Annotated in this window: 23 protein-coding genes and 1 tRNA gene; 7 read left to right on the top strand and 17 right to left on the bottom strand. The window is 53.8% G+C overall.

What is annotated here, in order from left to right:
- Positions 1-125 precede the first annotated feature (125 nt).
- Positions 126-1,634 (top strand): hypothetical protein, encoded by a 1,509-nt coding sequence (locus ACXWTF_RS11090; RefSeq protein WP_461715053.1) that lies wholly within the window; start codon positions 126-128, stop codon positions 1,632-1,634.
- A 389-nt stretch (positions 1,635-2,023) separates the two neighbouring features.
- Here ACXWTF_RS11090 and ACXWTF_RS11085 read toward each other — a convergent pair whose 3' ends face one another.
- Both ACXWTF_RS11085 and ACXWTF_RS11080 read right to left on the bottom strand, forming a co-directional pair.
- Positions 2,024-2,551 carry a hypothetical protein gene (locus ACXWTF_RS11085; protein ID WP_461715052.1) on the bottom strand — a complete coding sequence of 176 codons (528 nt, stop codon included), beginning with the start codon at positions 2,549-2,551 and terminating at the stop codon, positions 2,024-2,026.
- A 254-nt stretch (positions 2,552-2,805) separates the two neighbouring features.
- Positions 2,806-3,180 carry a hypothetical protein gene (locus ACXWTF_RS11080; RefSeq protein ID WP_461715051.1) on the bottom strand — a complete coding sequence of 125 codons (375 nt, stop codon included), beginning with the start codon at positions 3,178-3,180 and terminating at the stop codon, positions 2,806-2,808.
- Between the two features lie 66 nt (positions 3,181-3,246).
- Here ACXWTF_RS11080 and ACXWTF_RS11075 point away from each other — a divergent pair, with 66 nt between their 5' ends.
- On the top strand, positions 3,247-3,639 hold the full coding sequence (locus ACXWTF_RS11075) for a rhodanese-like domain-containing protein (RefSeq protein ID WP_461715050.1): 393 nt from the start codon (positions 3,247-3,249) through the stop codon (positions 3,637-3,639).
- 125 nt (positions 3,640-3,764) lie between these two features.
- On the opposite strand, the gene ACXWTF_RS11070 is transcribed toward ACXWTF_RS11075, so the two are convergent.
- The 6 genes from ACXWTF_RS11070 to ACXWTF_RS11045 are packed head-to-tail and all read right to left on the bottom strand — an operon-like array spanning position 3,765 to position 7,712.
- On the bottom strand, positions 3,765-4,100 hold the full coding sequence (locus ACXWTF_RS11070) for a translation initiation factor (protein WP_461715049.1): 336 nt from the start codon (positions 4,098-4,100) through the stop codon (positions 3,765-3,767).
- Positions 4,087-4,311 (bottom strand): DUF1653 domain-containing protein, encoded by a 225-nt coding sequence (locus ACXWTF_RS11065; protein WP_461715048.1) that lies wholly within the window; start codon positions 4,309-4,311, stop codon positions 4,087-4,089. Before ACXWTF_RS11065 ends, ACXWTF_RS11070 begins: the two co-directional genes overlap by 14 nt.
- A complete protein-coding gene (locus ACXWTF_RS11060) occupies positions 4,304-5,137 on the bottom strand; it encodes a DUF5718 family protein (protein WP_461715047.1) in 834 nt (277 codons plus the stop codon). The genes ACXWTF_RS11065 and ACXWTF_RS11060 overlap by 8 nt, the downstream gene beginning before the upstream one ends.
- A complete protein-coding gene (locus tag ACXWTF_RS11055) occupies positions 5,124-6,728 on the bottom strand; it encodes an ABC-F family ATP-binding cassette domain-containing protein (RefSeq protein ID WP_461715046.1) in 1,605 nt (534 codons plus the stop codon). Before ACXWTF_RS11055 ends, ACXWTF_RS11060 begins: the two co-directional genes overlap by 14 nt.
- 31 nt (positions 6,729-6,759) lie before the next feature.
- Positions 6,760-7,215, bottom strand: a complete 456-nt coding sequence (locus ACXWTF_RS11050; RefSeq protein WP_461715045.1) for a YchJ family protein — start codon at positions 7,213-7,215, stop codon at positions 6,760-6,762.
- A 53-nt stretch (positions 7,216-7,268) separates the two neighbouring features.
- Positions 7,269-7,712, bottom strand: coding sequence for a hypothetical protein (locus ACXWTF_RS11045; RefSeq protein ID WP_461715044.1), 444 nt, complete (start codon positions 7,710-7,712; stop codon positions 7,269-7,271).
- Positions 7,713-7,813: 101 nt separating this feature from the next.
- Here ACXWTF_RS11045 and ACXWTF_RS11040 point away from each other — a divergent pair, with 101 nt between their 5' ends.
- From ACXWTF_RS11040 to ACXWTF_RS11025, 4 genes are all read left to right on the top strand, one after another.
- Positions 7,814-8,017 (top strand): RNA-binding S4 domain-containing protein, encoded by a 204-nt coding sequence (locus ACXWTF_RS11040; protein WP_461715043.1) that lies wholly within the window; start codon positions 7,814-7,816, stop codon positions 8,015-8,017.
- A gap of 62 nt (positions 8,018-8,079) precedes the next feature.
- The gene (locus tag ACXWTF_RS11035) at positions 8,080-8,556 is read left to right on the top strand and encodes a hypothetical protein (RefSeq protein WP_416768481.1); all 477 of its coding nucleotides are present in this window, start codon (positions 8,080-8,082) and stop codon (positions 8,554-8,556) included.
- Between the two features lie 12 nt (positions 8,557-8,568).
- Positions 8,569-9,009, top strand: a complete 441-nt coding sequence (locus ACXWTF_RS11030) for a hypothetical protein (RefSeq protein WP_461715042.1) — start codon at positions 8,569-8,571, stop codon at positions 9,007-9,009.
- 95 nt (positions 9,010-9,104) lie between these two features.
- Positions 9,105-9,344, top strand: a complete 240-nt coding sequence (locus ACXWTF_RS11025) for a DUF3862 domain-containing protein (protein WP_461715041.1) — start codon at positions 9,105-9,107, stop codon at positions 9,342-9,344.
- Positions 9,345-9,722: 378 nt separating this feature from the next.
- On the opposite strand, the gene groL is transcribed toward ACXWTF_RS11025, so the two are convergent.
- Positions 9,723-11,363 carry a chaperonin GroEL gene (gene groL, locus ACXWTF_RS11020; protein WP_461715040.1) on the bottom strand — a complete coding sequence of 547 codons (1,641 nt, stop codon included), beginning with the start codon at positions 11,361-11,363 and terminating at the stop codon, positions 9,723-9,725.
- A gap of 19 nt (positions 11,364-11,382) precedes the next feature.
- Positions 11,383-11,643: a co-chaperone GroES gene (groES, locus tag ACXWTF_RS11015; protein WP_461715039.1), complete on the bottom strand. Its 261-nt coding sequence runs from the start codon at positions 11,641-11,643 to the stop codon at positions 11,383-11,385.
- A gap of 220 nt (positions 11,644-11,863) precedes the next feature.
- Here groES and ACXWTF_RS11010 point away from each other — a divergent pair.
- Positions 11,864-11,940: transfer RNA gene (locus ACXWTF_RS11010), tRNA-Met, on the top strand.
- A gap of 104 nt (positions 11,941-12,044) precedes the next feature.
- Here ACXWTF_RS11010 and ACXWTF_RS11005 read toward each other — a convergent pair.
- The 7 genes from ACXWTF_RS11005 to pyrC are packed head-to-tail and all read right to left on the bottom strand — an operon-like array spanning position 12,045 to position 16,461.
- Positions 12,045-12,698 carry a class I SAM-dependent methyltransferase gene (locus ACXWTF_RS11005; RefSeq protein WP_461715038.1) on the bottom strand — a complete coding sequence of 218 codons (654 nt, stop codon included), beginning with the start codon at positions 12,696-12,698 and terminating at the stop codon, positions 12,045-12,047.
- A 59-nt stretch (positions 12,699-12,757) separates the two neighbouring features.
- Complete coding sequence (locus tag ACXWTF_RS11000) at positions 12,758-13,090, bottom strand: glutaredoxin family protein (protein WP_461715037.1); 333 nt, start codon at positions 13,088-13,090, stop codon at positions 12,758-12,760.
- Positions 13,091-13,102: 12 nt separating this feature from the next.
- On the bottom strand, positions 13,103-13,480 hold the full coding sequence (locus ACXWTF_RS10995; protein ID WP_461715036.1) for a biopolymer transporter ExbD: 378 nt from the start codon (positions 13,478-13,480) through the stop codon (positions 13,103-13,105).
- On the bottom strand, positions 13,470-13,931 hold the full coding sequence (gene exbB, locus ACXWTF_RS10990; protein WP_461715035.1) for a TonB-system energizer ExbB: 462 nt from the start codon (positions 13,929-13,931) through the stop codon (positions 13,470-13,472). The genes ACXWTF_RS10995 and exbB overlap by 11 nt, the downstream gene beginning before the upstream one ends.
- Positions 13,921-14,766 carry a sensor histidine kinase gene (locus tag ACXWTF_RS10985; protein ID WP_461715034.1) on the bottom strand — a complete coding sequence of 282 codons (846 nt, stop codon included), beginning with the start codon at positions 14,764-14,766 and terminating at the stop codon, positions 13,921-13,923. The genes exbB and ACXWTF_RS10985 overlap by 11 nt, the downstream gene beginning before the upstream one ends.
- Positions 14,756-15,415 (bottom strand): response regulator transcription factor, encoded by a 660-nt coding sequence (locus ACXWTF_RS10980; RefSeq protein WP_461715033.1) that lies wholly within the window; start codon positions 15,413-15,415, stop codon positions 14,756-14,758. The genes ACXWTF_RS10985 and ACXWTF_RS10980 overlap by 11 nt, the downstream gene beginning before the upstream one ends.
- On the bottom strand, positions 15,412-16,461 hold the full coding sequence (pyrC, locus tag ACXWTF_RS10975; protein WP_461715032.1) for a dihydroorotase: 1,050 nt from the start codon (positions 16,459-16,461) through the stop codon (positions 15,412-15,414). The genes ACXWTF_RS10980 and pyrC overlap by 4 nt, the downstream gene beginning before the upstream one ends.
- Positions 16,462-16,497 lie beyond the last annotated feature (36 nt).

Raw genomic sequence — 16,497 nt, 5'->3', positions numbered from 1 at the left:
CTTAATTCTAGAAGATTTCAATTTTCTTATTATCCTATCACAAATGTGCCATTTATCTCAAAAGGAAGATTATGCTGTACCGATTTCTATTGTTATCGTTTTTACTTTTACTCTCAGGTTGTTCCGTGATGACGAAGTCGCAACATCTAACGAAAGCACAAAGTGAACAACCACATCAGGATTTTTTAGACACGATAGAAAGAGAATGTATCGATAATGCACAACAAAATGAAACCAATTACTGGGTAAGCTCAACTTTGATGATGTCAGATACATATCAGCCAGGAAAAATTGCGAAGTTACGCAAATATGAACGCTGGCCCGAGCCAGAAAAATTTATATCGCAATATCAATTAGAAGATCATCCATCTGTTGAATACGCTGTCACAAAGGCTGATGTTTATGATAGGTACGTTAATGCAGATGATATTATAGAGTATCCAATCTCATCCACTAAGAAAAAACATATTCAACAAAACTATTGTCATTCGCAAGGTTTATTCTATGATGACTTTAGAAGTGGCTCATGTTTAATTAAAGAAAAATATAAATTCAAATGTCTTGTGCGCGAAGGTTCCAAGAAGGATGGGCATGCCTGGAGATTTCACGTGCAACCGGATTACTATCAATATGGTTTAACAGATCAATTTGCTTATTTTTTACAGCGATTTGAAAAGCGTTTTAAACCCATATATAAAATTTTATGGAGAGATGCACCAAATCCATATGCGTCCAATGAGAATAGGCAACGTTCTGTTTATGTGAGTTATATATTACAAGATGGTCTTACTATTGCACAAATTGGATACAACTGGATAAGTTGGCCATTTAGTGCTGACAGAGCACAAATTTTCATAGAGCTAAAAGGCTTTTTAGATACGGAGTATCCAGATAAAAGCGTATTGTATGGTTCAGAACAAATTCTCTTATCAGACAATGCTTTAAAACGAGAACAGATCATTAAAGACCTTTCAAGAACAAAAGAAAGAATGGATAAACAATATAAGAGTGACAGAGCATGGCGACAACAAATTCTCGCTGAACAAGAGAGAAGTAACAAGGCATTCAACCGTGCAATGTATGGGGCTATGCAAGATGTCGTTGACGATTTCAATAAAGACTATACTTCTTACAAAAATTTAAGAGATGACGAAAAAAGAAAGTTTGACGACTTGATGAGTGAACAAATCAAATCAAATCCATTGATGTATCCTTCTGAAAGTTATAAATATGACACTAAAAAATCTGAAGGATGGACAAGCCATGGAATCATTCTTAGTCAAAAAGAACAAAGTGCTGAAAATACAACGACAGCATCAATAACTTCATTGGGTAAAACAGTTTCATGTAAAGGTAAACATCAAAAATCTTCTACTGGTGGAAGAATATGTCTTTTTCGGGAAGGCCATGATCTTGAAAGGTTGAAGAATTACTTGAATTCCCAGAAAGGTTGGAATGCCTATGTGAGCTGTCCATTTGAAAGCAAGGTTGAAAATCTTCATTCATTAGGTGCCGCTGAATGTGGGGATGCGGGTTCAGGTGCGAATAGATGGTACAGATGTATTCGTGAATTTTCATGGGACTGTGAAAAGATACCTGAATATCATGGTCCTTCTAAATCCATGACTAAATAGTGACGGGAAGCGAAAGCCCCCTCATTAAGACAACGTATATCGACAAAAGCGATGTCGTCTATATATATTTAGTCCTGGTTTCTATAGCACAGATCCTGGTCCCTTCGCGTATACCCCTCAAAGCCCCTTGTGGGCCACAGCATTAATACTACCAAGCATTCATCAACATCAAAACAGTAAGTCCCATAAACCTTTAGGCGTTTTGAAATACTTTTCCATGCTACCAGGTAGCCACGTCATCAATGGATTATCCATCGAAGATCTGTCTCATTTGACCTGAAATTTACCAGACTGCAATTTGTTAAGACCCGCTCTTTAATAGGAAGCATAAGCCGAAGCTCTAACTTATTTACATATTACAATGCAAAAGGACTTTTTTGCCACTTTTGTTAGTGCAATGCTCCCGATGCGACCAGTCGTTTGACCAGCTTCATATGTTTCATCACCCGTCCGAAATAGGGCCAGTTCACCATGCCGCCGTTGTAACCGCTGACACTTTTCATATAGTCGTGGCGGCGGTTTTTGAGGATGACGAGGTAGTGCGCGGCAATGCCGGCGGAGAGTTTGAGGTCGGTGAGCAGCAGGTTCGCGATCTGCATATCGCTGCGCGCTTTGAGCCATGCCAATGTCTTGACGCGCGCGGCCACATAACGCGCCGTCGCCACCTGCACCTGCATCGGCCCCAGCGACGCTTTGGTGATGTCGACCCCTTTGCGGAAATCCCCGATGATATTCCGGCCCGCACTGCTCTCGGTGAGGCAGATAGCGCTGAGGGTGTTCTCGTAGGTCTCGCCGCTGCGGTCCGGAACGCTGCGTGCCACGTCGCGGACGGTCTGCAGCGTCGAGAGCTGTTCCGGTGTCAGTGCGGCGCGCACGAACTCCGTCGTGGCATAAAAGAGAATCAGTAGACGTTTCATTGGGGCTTCCTCGTCAAAAAAATGCGTGGAATTTTACAGGAAAAGGGTGTAGAGGGTCTACTGATAATGTATTTATATAAAATAATTAAGAACTTCTAATACATTTCACCTGCTACCAACGGTGACATCGAGGATTAAAGCCTTAAGCTTTATGCGTAAAAACGATACATATCGAAGGGTGAAGTGTCAAAAACGCCCTGTTTCTTAAGAGCTGAAGTCCAAAGAAACTGTCACAATGCAATCGAATGCTACTGTTATTCCCAATCTTTGAATTTGTCCGAGTTATGCTTATCTTTCTTATAGCGCCGGCGGTTCATGGACTTTTCGATCTGGTTGGCAGTATAGAGGATGTCCTCTTTGAGCTCTTCGATCGTGGCATCGCTCTCGCGGTAGGTGAGGATCTTGGTGACGAGGGTTTCGAGGTCGTTGTAATCCCCTTTATACAGGGCGACCTTCTCGATGCGGTCGAGGTATTTTCGGTTGTTGTCGACTTTCTTGTCGAACTGTTCCCGTGTCGGTTCTTCGGCTTTGAAAAGGTACTTGGTGATACTGCTCGTAAAACGTTCGAGTACCCGGATATAGCGGAGCCTTGCGGCATCCTCCACTTTTTTCGCCGATGCCTTTGCCAATAGTTCACCTTTCTAGAAAGCTCAGTCGCTATAATTATACCTATTCTTATAAGGCAGCAACGCTATATGAAAAAACTGATTATTTTGTGCTTCTTCGTCATCGGGCTTCTGCATGCCGAAGTCATCAACGCACCGGCAAGCCAGACCCTTCTGAGCAAGCAGATCCCCATTGTCGATATCCGGACCCCCGGCGAATGGAAAGAGACCGGCCTGGTCAAGGGGAGCATCCCCATCATGTTCTTCGACGAGAAAGGGGAGTATAACGTCGACCGCTTTATGCTTCAGCTCAAAGCCAAGGTCGATACGACCAAACCTTTCGCCCTGATCTGCCGCACGGGCAGCCGCACGTCGATGCTGGCTCCGTTCCTGGCACAGACCTACGGCTATACCGTTTACAACCTGCAAGGCGGTATCATGACCGCTTACCGCGCCGGACTCCCCATCGTTCCCTATCAATGAAACCGCTTAAGATCGTTCTCCTGATCCTTTTGCGGGTCGCTGTCGTCTTCGGCGTCATCGGTCTGATCGTTTTTCTTTTCTGGGGGTTTTTATACCTGCTGCTGTATTGAGGGTGCCTCTAAAGGTTACTTCTTGAAGCGGAAGGACTCCGCTTCGAGGAGGGTGCGCAGCTTGTCGCTGCATTCGCCCTGGAACTCCATCCACGGCGCCTTGTAGCTGCCGCCGGAACCGAGTTTTTTCTTTACCCTTTTAAGCACCCCTTCCGCGTCGCTCTTTTCCAGGGCAAAAGGGCCGACGAGGGTGACGGTTTTCCCCCGCCGCTTTTCGCGCTTGAAGACGAGAAGGTGTTTCTCCGGTGCAAGCAGCTCCGCAGGCGTTTTTGCTTCGCGCTCTTGCACTTCCGACCAGCCGCTGCCGAGGTCCCCGCCGATAAAGAGGTCGAGCTTCTTACCGCGGCTCATGGGCTTCCCCGATGTATTCAAACCGTTTGATGCAGACACCCTCGTGGGGGACGCACTCTGTGAACATCGCCAGTGGCCGTACCCAGAGCCCATGTTCGCCGTACAGGGCGCGGTAGACGACGAGCTCCTCCTCCGTTTCGGAGTGCCTTGCCACGCCGAGCACCTCGTAGTGGTTCCCCTTGTAGTGCTGGTAAAGGCCCGGTTTAAGCACCGACGACCTTCTGGGAGAGGACACGCATCCCGTCCGCACTGTAGGCACCCGCGTCGATACTCTCCATCACGGTGTCGGCGTCGCAGCAGTGCGTATCATAGAGTGCGACGATCACCTCATCGCCCTCCTGCAGGAAGGTCGTCTCGCCGTAAGAAGTGTAGCGCGTCGCCCCGATGCTGATGATCATCTTCTCGGGGTAGCCTGCCGCGGCCAGGTAAGAGAGGACCGGTTCCAGCGGCCCCGTATCCGTTTGCGTATTGAGCTGGTTGATGATCCAGTCCGTGAGCTTGTCGTGAAAATAGCTGTAGCCCGTCAGCGCGGCATCTTCGCCGTAGCGGTGCAGTTCGCTGCCGCGGCGCAGGAAAGAGGCGATGTGCCAGCTGTCCATCACGCCGCCTTCGGCAAAGGTGTCGATCGGCGTCATCTCCGCACCGAGCCCCTTGCTCATTTCACCCCAGTTCTTCTTTTCAGAGATCTTTTTTGCCCCCGGCCGGCGGATGGAGCAGTCGTTGTAGGGAGCGAAATGCTCCGGTGTGATCGCAACGACCTTCCCGTCTTCATACCGCAGGCTGCACTCCAACGCGACTTCCGGTTCCGCCTGGACGTTCAGCGCGGCGTCTTCTGGCAGTTTGATGGTGTCGGAGGAGAGGGGGTAGACGCCGATCTGCCCGGCGCGGCCCGGCATATAGAAAGGAAAGATCCCTTTGGGGCCGTTTTCATCGGCGACCTCGAGGTTTTTGAAATCCTCAATTTCGCCGGCCTGTTCCAGGTGCAGGGCGAAGTTGCCGGCGATGCCGAAGCCGGCGTAGGCGTTAAAGTTTGCCATTCTCTTTCGCCTCGACGTACTCTTCGTAGCTGCCTTTGAAGTCGTTGTAGCTGCCGTCGGGTTTGAGCTCGATGATGCGCGACGCGAAGGCGTCGAGGAGTTCACGGTCGTGGGAGACACAGATGACGTTGCCGTCGAACTCGAACAGTGCCTCGCCCAGTGCAACGATCGCCTCGAGGTCGAGGTGGTTGGTCGGTTCGTCCATAACGAGGAAGTTCGGACCCTCGAGCATCAGCTTGCTCAGCATCATCCGGTGCTTCTCACCCCCGGAGATGTTCGTCGCCGCTTTCTCCTGCTGCTCCCCGTTGAAGAGCATACGCCCCAGGCAGTTGCGGATCTCGGAGATGTCCGCTTTCGGGTCGAAAGCGCGCAGCCAGTCGTAGAGGGTGTCGTCGCTCTTGATACGGTCGGTCGTATCCTGCGGGAAGTAGCCCGGCTCGATGGTCGCGCCCCATTTGACTTCACCCTCTTTGGGCTTGAGTTCTTCCATGATGATCTGGCAGAGCGTCGTTTTACCGACACCGTTGGGGCCGATCAGGGCGATCTTCTCGCCCGGCTCGATATGGAGGCTGATATTTTGAAGGACCGCTCCTTCCCCATAGTCGTGGCTGACGCTGACGACGTCCAGGGCCTCGTCGCCCATCTGGCGCTTCGCTTTGAAGACGATGCTCGGGTCACGGCGGCTTGAGGGCTTGATATCCTCGATCTCCAGCTTCTCAAGCTGCTTCTGGCGGGACGTCGCCTGCTTCGCTTTGGAGGCGTTGGCCGAGAAACGGCGGACAAAGGCTTCGAGCTGCTCTTTTTCCTTGAGCTTCTTATCGCGCTCCATCTCCATCTGCTTCGCCATGACGTTCGCGGCGATGTACCAGTCGTCGTAAGTCCCGGTAAATTCGCGGATCTTTTGGTAGTCGACGTCGAGGATGTTCGTGACGACGGCGTTGAGGAAGTGGCGGTCGTGGGAGATAACGACCATCGTCCCCTCGTGGCGCTGTAGTTCGTTCTCCAGCCAGCTGATCGTTTCGATGTCAAGGTTGTTGGTCGGTTCGTCGAGGAAGAGGACGTCCGGTTTCGGGAAAAGCACCTGGGCCAACAGGACCTTGAACTTGTCACTGGAAGGCAGAGAAGACATCAGTTCATGCTGCTGCTCAGACGGGATGCCGACGTTCTCGAGGATTTTCGTGATGTTGACGTCATACTCGTAGGTCGGGTCCTCCTCGACACAGACCACTTCCAGCTCCGCCAGGCGGTTATTGACGGCGTCGTCTTCGAAGTCGCCGTTGGTGTAGAGGTCCTCTTTCTCCTTGATGGCATCGTAGAGGCGCTTGTTGCCGTACAGAACCGCGTCGGCGATGGTGAAGTCTTCGAAAGCGAACTGGTTCTGACCGAGGACACCCACTTTGAGTCCCGATTCGATGGAGATCTCGCCCTCAAACTCTTTGTCCTGGCCGCTGAGTATCTTCAGGAATGTCGTTTTCCCTGCGCCGTTGGCCCCAATCAGACCGTAGCGCTTATGCGGGTCGAGCTTGAGGTTGATGCCTTCGAACAGCACGCGGCTGCCGAAGCGTTTTGTCAGGTTTGTTACTTGTACCATTATGTCATCGCTTCTTTTATTTTTTTCGCGATTATACCATACAGCACTTTTTGAATTTTTTGCCGCTGCCGCAGGGGCAGGGATCGTTGCGCCCGACGGAGGCTTCGTAGAGGGTCCCTTCGTCGTAAAACCAGCGGCCGTCGATGCGGCGGAAGGTGCTCTTTTCATGATGGACCCGGATGGGGCCGTCGCCCTCGCGGTAGAAAGCCCTGAAGGTCACCGTTGCAGCGTCATCCGCTTCCTGCGCATCCAGCACTTGCAGCCCCAGCCACGTTGTCGCTTCCGCATGCTGCCGGATCAGCTCGGCATCGGCAGGGACCTGCTTCTCCGGCACGGTCGTCGCGACGAGGTACTCCCCCGCCCCCACGACGTAGGCGCTGTAGCGCGAGCGCATCAGCGCTTCCGCCCCCGGTACCGCCGCGCGGCCGTCGATCAACGGTGCGCAGCACGTTTCAAACGGTTTCCCGCTGCCGCAATAACACTGCATCATCCCTCCTTCATATCAGGAAGCGCATCATACCATGCGGTGCCGTAAAGCGACTATGCTGCGGAGCGGTAGCGGTTCAGCAGGGCGCAGTGACGGGCGCGTTCATAGTGCGAAGGGGTCAACGCGACCCCTTCAAGGCGGTGCAGCATGCCGATCAGCTGGTCATAATCGTCGAAATTCAGGCGCTCACCGTGCAGGACGCGTCTGGCCATTTCGGAAAGGAGCGCATCGCCGGAGTATTCGGGGAAGAGCATGCAGAAATGGGTATAGACAATGGCGAAACTGCCACCCTCCGGCGCAAAGCGCTCGGCGACGATCTGCTGTGCGCTTTGCGGTTCGAGCCCTTTGGCCTCAAGCGCTGCGACAACGGCTTTGCGCACTTCATGTTCGGACTGCTCTGCACTGCGGACGTTGACCGCGCTCGGGCGTACCGGCACGGCAAGCAGGAGATTACCCGCCAGAATCAAAGAACCCATAACTGTCATGACCGGTCGCATGCACTCTCCTTGCCGTTAATTTTGTATGGAAACAGTCTACCGACAAAGGGTAAACGGGTCACCCACCGCTGCGAAACGCAGGATTCAGGCTATAATTGCGTATGACATACAAGATCGAAAACGAATTCATTGAACTCTATAAACTCATCAAACTGCTCGACCTTGTCGACAGCGGCGGACAGGCCAAACAGCTGATCGAAAACGAGCTGGTCTACCGCAACGGCGAGGTCGAAACCCGCAAACGGGCGAAGATCCGTCCCGGCGAGACCATCCACATCGGCGAAGTAACCATTAAGACGGTCTGAGGCGCACGCGTTTTCTGTCGTGTTAATGCGCCTCTAAACACCCCCTTTGCTATAATCGCGCCATGATTAAAACATTTGCCCAACTCCTCGCAGAGGAAAAGATCGACACGATTGAAAGTGCCCTGAAGGTGGCGCTCAACAACGCGAACGAGACGCCGTTCTGGTCGCAAAAGGTCACCCCGCTGGCCCATGCCGTGCTTTCCGTCCTGGTGCCGCTGCGCGACCAGGGACTGCTCTTCGACCCCGAAGGCAAGCCCCAGGAGCGGCTCACGCCGTCGCTGGTCCTGCGCTGGTGCGACCTGGTCAGCCTCAAGACCCTCGCGTTCACACTGCAAAAAAGCAACGAAGCCGGCCGGCTGCTCCGCACCTCGCTGCCCGAGGAGGCGTGCACCGCTTATACGCCGATCGACCTGACCCTGCTCGGCACCTACCTCAGCGGCTACACGGTCAACCTTGAAAACGAAGCGCTCGACTTCCCGATCGCGCACTACAACCTGCACACGGGTATTGCCGGTGTGCTCGAACCTCTGATGAAATAAAGGCTAAACGTGATGACCCAGGAACACCAGGCCCTCAAAACCGAACAGTACCTCAACCCGGCGGAGATCGCCGCGCACCTTGAAGGCGTCGAGTACATCGTGATGGCAGCCCCCGCCGTGCGCGACACGGCCAAAGCACCGATCCACTTTACGCTCTTTCTCAATACCGCCGACAATCTGCCCGCAGACATTCAGCAGGCCGTCCTCGACAAGTTCGCAGACCAGTACGGTTTCCGCAATATTGCCGACATCTTCAGCCAGCCCGACCGCGTCGCCTTCGCCGTCACCTCCCAGGAGACCCCGATGCCCCTGCACCTCTTCAAACCCGAAGACAAGATGCGGCTTCCCTCAACGGTAATGTTCGTCATGGATTTTGAAGCCGATTCCGACAACTTCCCGGAAGTCAAAGAGAAGCAGCTGACCGGCTGGACGTACGCCTACGAAACGGAATAACAGACTCCTCCTTTCTTCCCCTGCCCTACCCGGGCGCCAACGTGTTATAATTTTGCCACTACCACGACAAAGGAACCCTCTTGTATAAACGCTTCATGATCCTCGCTGCCCTTCTCGTCATCGTCAGCGGCTGCAGCAAAGTCACCAAAGAGAACTACGACAAAATCGAATCCGGCATGAGCTACGACGAGGTCGTCAAACTGATCGGCAAACCCGAAGGGTGTTCAGAAACCCTCGGCATCAGCAGCTGCCAGTGGAAAAGCGACGGCGCCGTCATCGATATCAAATTTATCTCCGACCAGGTGACATTCACCTCGGCCAAAGGGCTGAAATAACTCTCCCCGCCTCTGCTTCTTAGGGGGGGGGCAGAGAAGATCCTCCTCTTCTCCTTTTATAAGACTCTGTTCATTACTATCTCTGCACAGCACAGCAATATGGCAATCGTTTTTGATGGAATCAATGAAAAAATAAATGCGGTAGAAATGGTATAGGGGAACCTGGAAGCTAAAGCTCTTTGACAGTAAGTGGTTGCTTTTTACAATGTTGGACTATTGATTTCAGGCCGTCAGCGGTGCCTTCGGCACATCGCTTCTGGTTTGTCCTCGCAACGCTGCGGAATTCCGCTGCGCTGCATCGTTCGGATAAACGCCAAAACAAGGGTACCGCTCGCAAAGCGATGTTTCCTTGAGCAGTTGGCGTTTATTTTTCCGAACTCACATCATCCCAGGCATGCCGCCCATACCGCCCATGCCGCCCATATCCGGGGCAGCGGCCGGTTTCTCTTCCGGGATCTCGTGGATCGTCGCCTCCGTCGTCAGCAGAAGGCTGGAGACGGAGGTCGCGTTCGTCAGGGCGACGCGCTCGACCTTGAGCGGGTCGATAATACCGGCTTCGAACATATCGACGTACTCGCCTGTCGCCGCGTTGAAACCGACGTTCTCGCTCGCAGCCGTCTCGATACCGTTGACGACGACGCCCGTATCAAAGCCCGCATTGGCAGCGATCTGCTTGACCGGCGCTTTGACGGCGCGCAGGATGATCTCGTAACCGATCTTCTGGTCGCCTTCCAGGTCGAGCCGGACCTTGGACGCGGCACGGATCAGTGCGGCACCGCCCCCGATAACGATCCCCTCTTCCACGGCGGCTTTCGTCGCGGAGAGCGCATCGTCGACGCGGTCTTTCTTCTCTTTCATCTCCGTCTCTGTCGCGGCACCGACCTTGATGACGGCCACACCGCCGGAGAGCTTCGCCAGGCGCTCCTGGAGCTTCTCTTTGTCATATTCGGAGGTCGTTGCTTCGATCTGCGTTTTGATCTCGTTGATGCGCGCCTGAACCGCCGCGCTGTCGCCGACACCGTCGACGATGGTCGTGTTGTCCTTGTCAATAACGACGCGGGACGCCTGGCCGAGGTCGGCGAGGTTCGCGGACTCGAGCGTACGGCCGATCTCCTCGGAGATCACCTGGCCGCCGGTCAGGATAGCGATGTCCTGCAGCATCGCCTTGCGGCGGTCACCGAAGCCCGGTGCTTTAACCGCGGAGATGTTGAGGATACCGCGCAGCTTGTTGACGACCAGGGTCGCCAGTGCTTCGCCTTCGACGTCTTCGGCGATGATGAGCAGCGGGCGGTTCGTCTTCTGCACCTGCTCGAGGACCGGCAAAAGGTCTTTGAGATTGCTGATCTTCTGGTCGAAGAGCAGGATGAACGGGTTTTCGATCTCCGCAATCATCTTCTCGCTGTTGGTGATGAAATAGGGGCTGAGGTAACCGCGGTCGAACTGCATCCCTTCGACAACGTCGAGTTCATCGCTGATACCCTTGGCTTCCTCAACGGTAATAACACCGTCCTGACCGACTTTTTCCATCGCTTCGGCGATCATGTTGCCGATTTCGCTGTCGGAGTTCGCGGAGATCGTCGCGACCTGGGCGATCTCTGTTTTGTCCTTGATGGACTTGGAGATAGCTTTGAGCTCGGCAAGTATCGCTTCGGTTGCCTTGTCCATACCGCGCTTGACCTCGACCGGGTTCGCACCGGCCGTGATGTTGCGCAGTCCCTCCTGGAAGATGGCGTTGGCGAGGACCGTTGCGGTCGTCGTACCGTCACCCGCTTCGTCAGCGGTGTTGGAAGCGACCTGCTTGACCAGCTGTGCCCCCATATCTTCGAGCGGATCTTTCAGTTCGATCTCGCGGGCAACGGAGACGCCGTCTTTGGTGATGTTCGGAGAGCCGTAGCTCTTCTGGATCAGGACATTGCGTCCGCGGGGCCCCATGGTGACTTTGACCGCATCTGTCAGCTTCTGTACGCCTGCGGCGAGGGTATTGCGTGCTTCATCCGAAAAGTGAATCTCTTTAGCCATATTCTGTCTCCTCTAAAATTTATTTGATGATTCCGAAAATGTCGTCGGCATCCATGATGAGATACTCCTGACCGTCCAGCGAGAGTTCGTTGCCGGAATATTTGCCGAAGACAACGGTGTCGCCGACAGCGATAGTCTCGACATCGCCGCCGATCGCTACGATCTTGCCCTGGGAAGGCTTCTCTTTTGCGTTATCCGGGATGATGATCCCCGAAGCGGTGGTCTGCGCATCTTCGACACGCTCGACAAGCACACGGTTACCAAGTGGTTGAAAGTTCATGTGTTCTCCTTTGCTTTACAAAGCACTATGTGCTAAAAATTTTACGCGCTAATTTTACTTTATAGCCATTTAATTGTCAAGAACTTTAGTGCATTTGGCTAAAGAACAGTTAGCCGATTAACATATAAACTGTTTAGCTAAACTATCTGCAAAAACAAGTGAAGCAGTTTTAGGAAAATCTAAGGACTCTGAAACTATAATTTCGGTCTTTCAAACGGATGTCAAGGTAGCTCAGCTGGTTAGAGCGCTGGTCTCATAAGCCGGAGGTCGAGAGTTCAAGTCTCTCTCTTGACACCATCCTTCCAAATAAATCCCAATTTTTAGAACCTTAAATTTAACCCATTTGAAGCGCGACCGAATCATACCCTTTTGATATTCAACGGCATTCTGCCTTCACCGGCTCAGCACGTTTTCCTGAGATAAAAAGCCGCGTAGTTCTGTACCGTATGCTTTGGCGTCGTATGAACAAAATCCTCGGCATCGACGAGCTGCAGACCTTCAGGCAGTTCTGCCGCCATCTTGTTCCGATCATAGCGCATCGTATTCAACCCTGCACACGCGCTTTCACCGTCAATGGCAAAGGTGTTGATAATGGCAGTTCCGCCCGAAAGCAGGGAAGCGCACATCACCTCAAAATACTTCCGGCGCTCTGTGGCATCCAGCAGGAAATGGAACATCGCCCTGTCATGCCAGACCTGAAACTGACGCGGCGGGTTGAAATTGACAATATCCGAACAGATGTAATCGGGAATGTCCGCATCCTGTGCCAGGCGGTCTCGGACGATCTGCAACGAGGCTTCAGACGCATCCAGAAGACAGAGGTTACGGTAGCCTTTCACGATCAGGTTGTCGACCAGCAGCGAGGCACCGCACCCCACATCAATGACAGCGTCGTCCGGTTGCGAGAAAGTTTCGATCTGTGCCAGTGATTTTGCAGGAGTGGTTTGATGCCACAGGACATCGGTATACGTTTTGGTTTTGAATAGCCTGTCCCAGTGTTCCCGGCGGATGGCATCCGGTAAATTGTTTTTATGACCTTCGGCCGTGTCGCTCATAGGGCTCCTTTAGGGCATATGCAGATACTGTAAGCGTGCCCCCGGCAAGAACCGGAGGTTTACGAGAGTCCGAGCTCTTTGTCAATATTCTTCTGGTCGAAGCCGCAGATCCAGCGGTTGCCGATGAGCACGACCGGGACGCCGCGACAGCCGTGTCGCATGCAATCCTTGGCCGCTTTGGCGTCTTTGGAGATGTCGATGGTGCGGAATTTTATGCCCTTGCCTTTGAGGTACTTTTTGGCCTTATCACACCAGGAGCAGCCCGGCGCGGTAAAGAGGGCCACGGGCTTATGGCTTTTGGGCTTCGGTTTTCCGCCGGCTTTTGAAGCGGCGGGCCTGGGGCCACTCGGTTTTTTCATCCCCTGCGGTCTGCTTTTGGGTTTCTCAGCCATCGTCTTACCGCCCTACTCTTTCGTCACGATATAGAGCTGCTCGTGGTTGTACTTCTTGAGCAGGTCCATGACTGTTACAAAGTTCTGAAAGGTCGCATCTTTGTCGCTGCGCAGCACCACCGTCTGGTCCTTGGGGATCTCGGCAATACGTTTTTCCAGTTCCGCGACGCTGATCGGCGCCTTGTCCAGGTGGTACTTCCCGTCCTTGGTGACGTAGACGTCAATCTCTTTGCGGTCCTCTTTCTTGTCCGCGGCCTTGGCGTCAGGCAGCTCTACGGGCAGGATCCCCTGCTTGATAAACGTCGCCGTTGTGACGACCATGACCAGCAGAACGAGGAGAATGTCGATCAGCGGGATGACATTGATCTGGTCAAAGCGTTTACGCTGCATCCTGCCGGTTCCCTTTTTGTGTGTTGACATCCCAATAGGTGAGCAGCCGCTCCATTTTGCGCAGCAGCGCCGTGTAGAAGACGATGGAAGGGATCGCGACGAGAATACCGAAACCGGTCGCCTTCAGTGCCAGCGCCAGCCCCGTCATGACTTTTTTCGTATCAACCGTGCCGATCTCGCCGAGGCCGTAGAAAGTGATCATAATCCCCAGGATCGTCCCCAATAGACCGACATAGGGTGCATTGGCCCCGATGGCAGAAATCGTCGAGAGGTTGTCGCTGAGATCGAGCTCCAGCAGCTCCTTGCTGTCATAGGCGTTGACATCGACGCCTCTGTAATACATCAGCCGTTCAATAAAGAGCCACAGGGCAACCACACTCATCACCAGCAATGTGCCCATCACCCCGTAATCCAACAACTGTTCTGCCAACTCCAACCAATTACCCTGCATCTTCTGCTACCTCCGCTAAATTAAGTGTTACCGTCGTCCCCTGTCCCGGTGCCGAATCGATACTGAGCCCGATCTTGTGCCGGTCGCAGTAGCGTTTGACGAGATCGAGCCCGATCCCGTAGCCCGGGAGAGAGTCGTCACTCTGATAGTAACGGTCGAACACCTTGAAGAGCTCGACCTCATCCATGCCCCGCCCCTCGTCCCGGATCTCAAGGCGCTTGGCTTTCAGATTCAGGCTTATGGTCGTCCCGCCGGGGGAGTTCTTGACCGCATTGTCGATCAGGTTGTCCACGACTTTGATGAAGCCCATTCTATCGAGTTTCAGACTAACGGGCTCTAAATCACACGCCAGCGTGACCCCCGGGTAGATCTCCTGCAGCGCCTCGCAGCGCTCCTGCAGCAGCGGGGCGATCGCAACGGTGTCGATCCGCTCACGCTGCATCTGACTTTTGATCAGGTAGTCCAGTTCATCGTAACGGGCTTCCAGAAGTTCGCAGGCCGAGGCGATCCGGCCGATCCGTTTGCGCGACTTTTCATCCGTGCACCCCTTCTCGAGCATCTGGGCGTTCGTCTTGATCGTACTGACGGGGATGTTGAGCTCGTGCAGCGTCTCCTTGGAGAAACGCTCCAGGGTCTCAAAGTGGCTGATGAGCGGTTCGATCGCGATCTTGGAGAACATCCATCCCAGCAGCAGTGCAAACGGCAGAGCGATGAAGAGCAGCGAGACGATGGAGAAGATCTGGAACTGCAGCTGGAGCACATAGACCCCGGCGACGATTGTCAATACCGAGACCACGTAGAAAAAAGCGATCGCCAGGAAAAAGTTACGAAACAAGGCGGTACCCCACCCCACGGATATTTTCAATCATCTCCGCACCGATCAGCTGTTTGATACGGTTGATGTAGACGCGTACGGCCCCTTCGCTGCCCGATTCGCCGGCGCTCCAGAGCACCTCTTCGATCATCGCCTTCGTGACCGTCTTGTTGCAGTGGCGCATCAGCAGGGTCAGCAGGTCATACTCTTTGCGCGTCAGTTCCAGGGGATTGTCGTCGAAAAGGACCGTATGGTGCTCCGCGTCATGGCAGAGCCGCCCGTTGCACAGCCCGTCGAGCCGGCCGCTTCGGCGCAGCAGTGCCGTGATCCGCCACAGCAGCTCGTCGTTGTCAAAGGGTTTGGTCACGTAGTCGTCCGCCCCTGCGGTGAAGCCCTCTTTGCGCTTCTCTTTCTCTTTGTGTGACGTCAGGAAGATCGTCGGCGTCGTGTCAGCCGCGGAGCGCAGCTCGGAGAGCAGGGTCAGACCGTCGACCTGCGGGACGTTGATGTCGAGAAGATAGAGGTCGAAACTCTCGTCAAACGTGACATCGAGCGCTTCCTGGCCGTTTCGGCACCAGCGCACACGGTAGCCCTCATCCTCCAGCAGATCGCCGAGCGTCTCGCCCAGCAGAAGGTCATCTTCAAGCAGGAGGATGCTGGCCGTCGTCATAGCACGTCTTCGATACTCCAGCCAATCGTTTCACCGGCGAACATCGGTACGACGTCGCCGTATTTGGCCGGTACGGTAAAGGGGGTGTCGGAGAGGGTGACCTCTTTGAACTCGGGACAGATGCCGTAGATACTCTGGGCATTGTCGCTGATGAAAGCCTGCAGGTTGTCGAGTTTTCCGTATTGGTCAAAGAGCTCGCACAGCGCCTGCAGCGCAATGGGGGCCGTGAAGACGCCGGCGGCACAGCCGCAAGCCTCTTTTTTATGCTGCGGGTGCGGCGCGGAGTCCGAGCCGAACATCACCTTCGGATGCGCCTCGAGTGCAACGTTGAGGAGCGCTTCGCGGTCTTCGGGACGTTTGGCAATCGGTTTGCAGAAGAGGTGCGGCCGCATCAGACCGCCGGCCACGTCGTCAAGGGTGATGAGCAGGTGATGCAGGGTGATCGTTGCGTAAAGGTTGGGGTACTTGTCCAGCATATCGACCGCCGCCTTGGTCGTAATGTGTTCCATGACGATCTTGAGGTCGGGGAAGTTGGAGGCGAGCATCTCGTAAATGCTCATGAATTCCGCTTCGCGGTCCATCACGAAACCGTCGGTCTCGCCGTGGATCAGCAGCGGGATCTCCAGCGCGCTCATCGCCTCGAGGGTCGGGCGCATGGCATCAAGGTCAAAACGGCTCACCCCGCCTTCGGAGTTCGTCGTGATCCCTGCAGGATAGAGTTTGATGGCAAAGATGTCGTCACGCACCTCTTCAAGGAAGTCGCGCTCATAGTGCTGGTAGAAGAGGGTCATCATCGGCTCGAAGTAGTCCGCATTCGTCGTTTCAAACAGATCATCTTCATCGGTAAGCGGTGTTCCGAGGGCCGCAAAAATACGCTCTTTATACGCGTGGACATCCTCTTTTGAAGTGACCGGCGGGACCAGGTTCGGCATGACGACCGCCCCGCTGAAACTGTAGGCGCTGAGCGGGGCGACCGTCTCGAGCATTACCCCGTCGCGGAGGTGGAGGTGCATGTCCAATGGCATTAAAAGCGTATGCGTTTTCATCGAAATCCTTGAATTCTTATAGATATTTTATTTTAA

The organism is Thiomicrolovo sp. ZZH C-3 (assembly GCF_054862725.1).
This window is presented reverse-complemented; position numbering and strand designations above follow the sequence as displayed.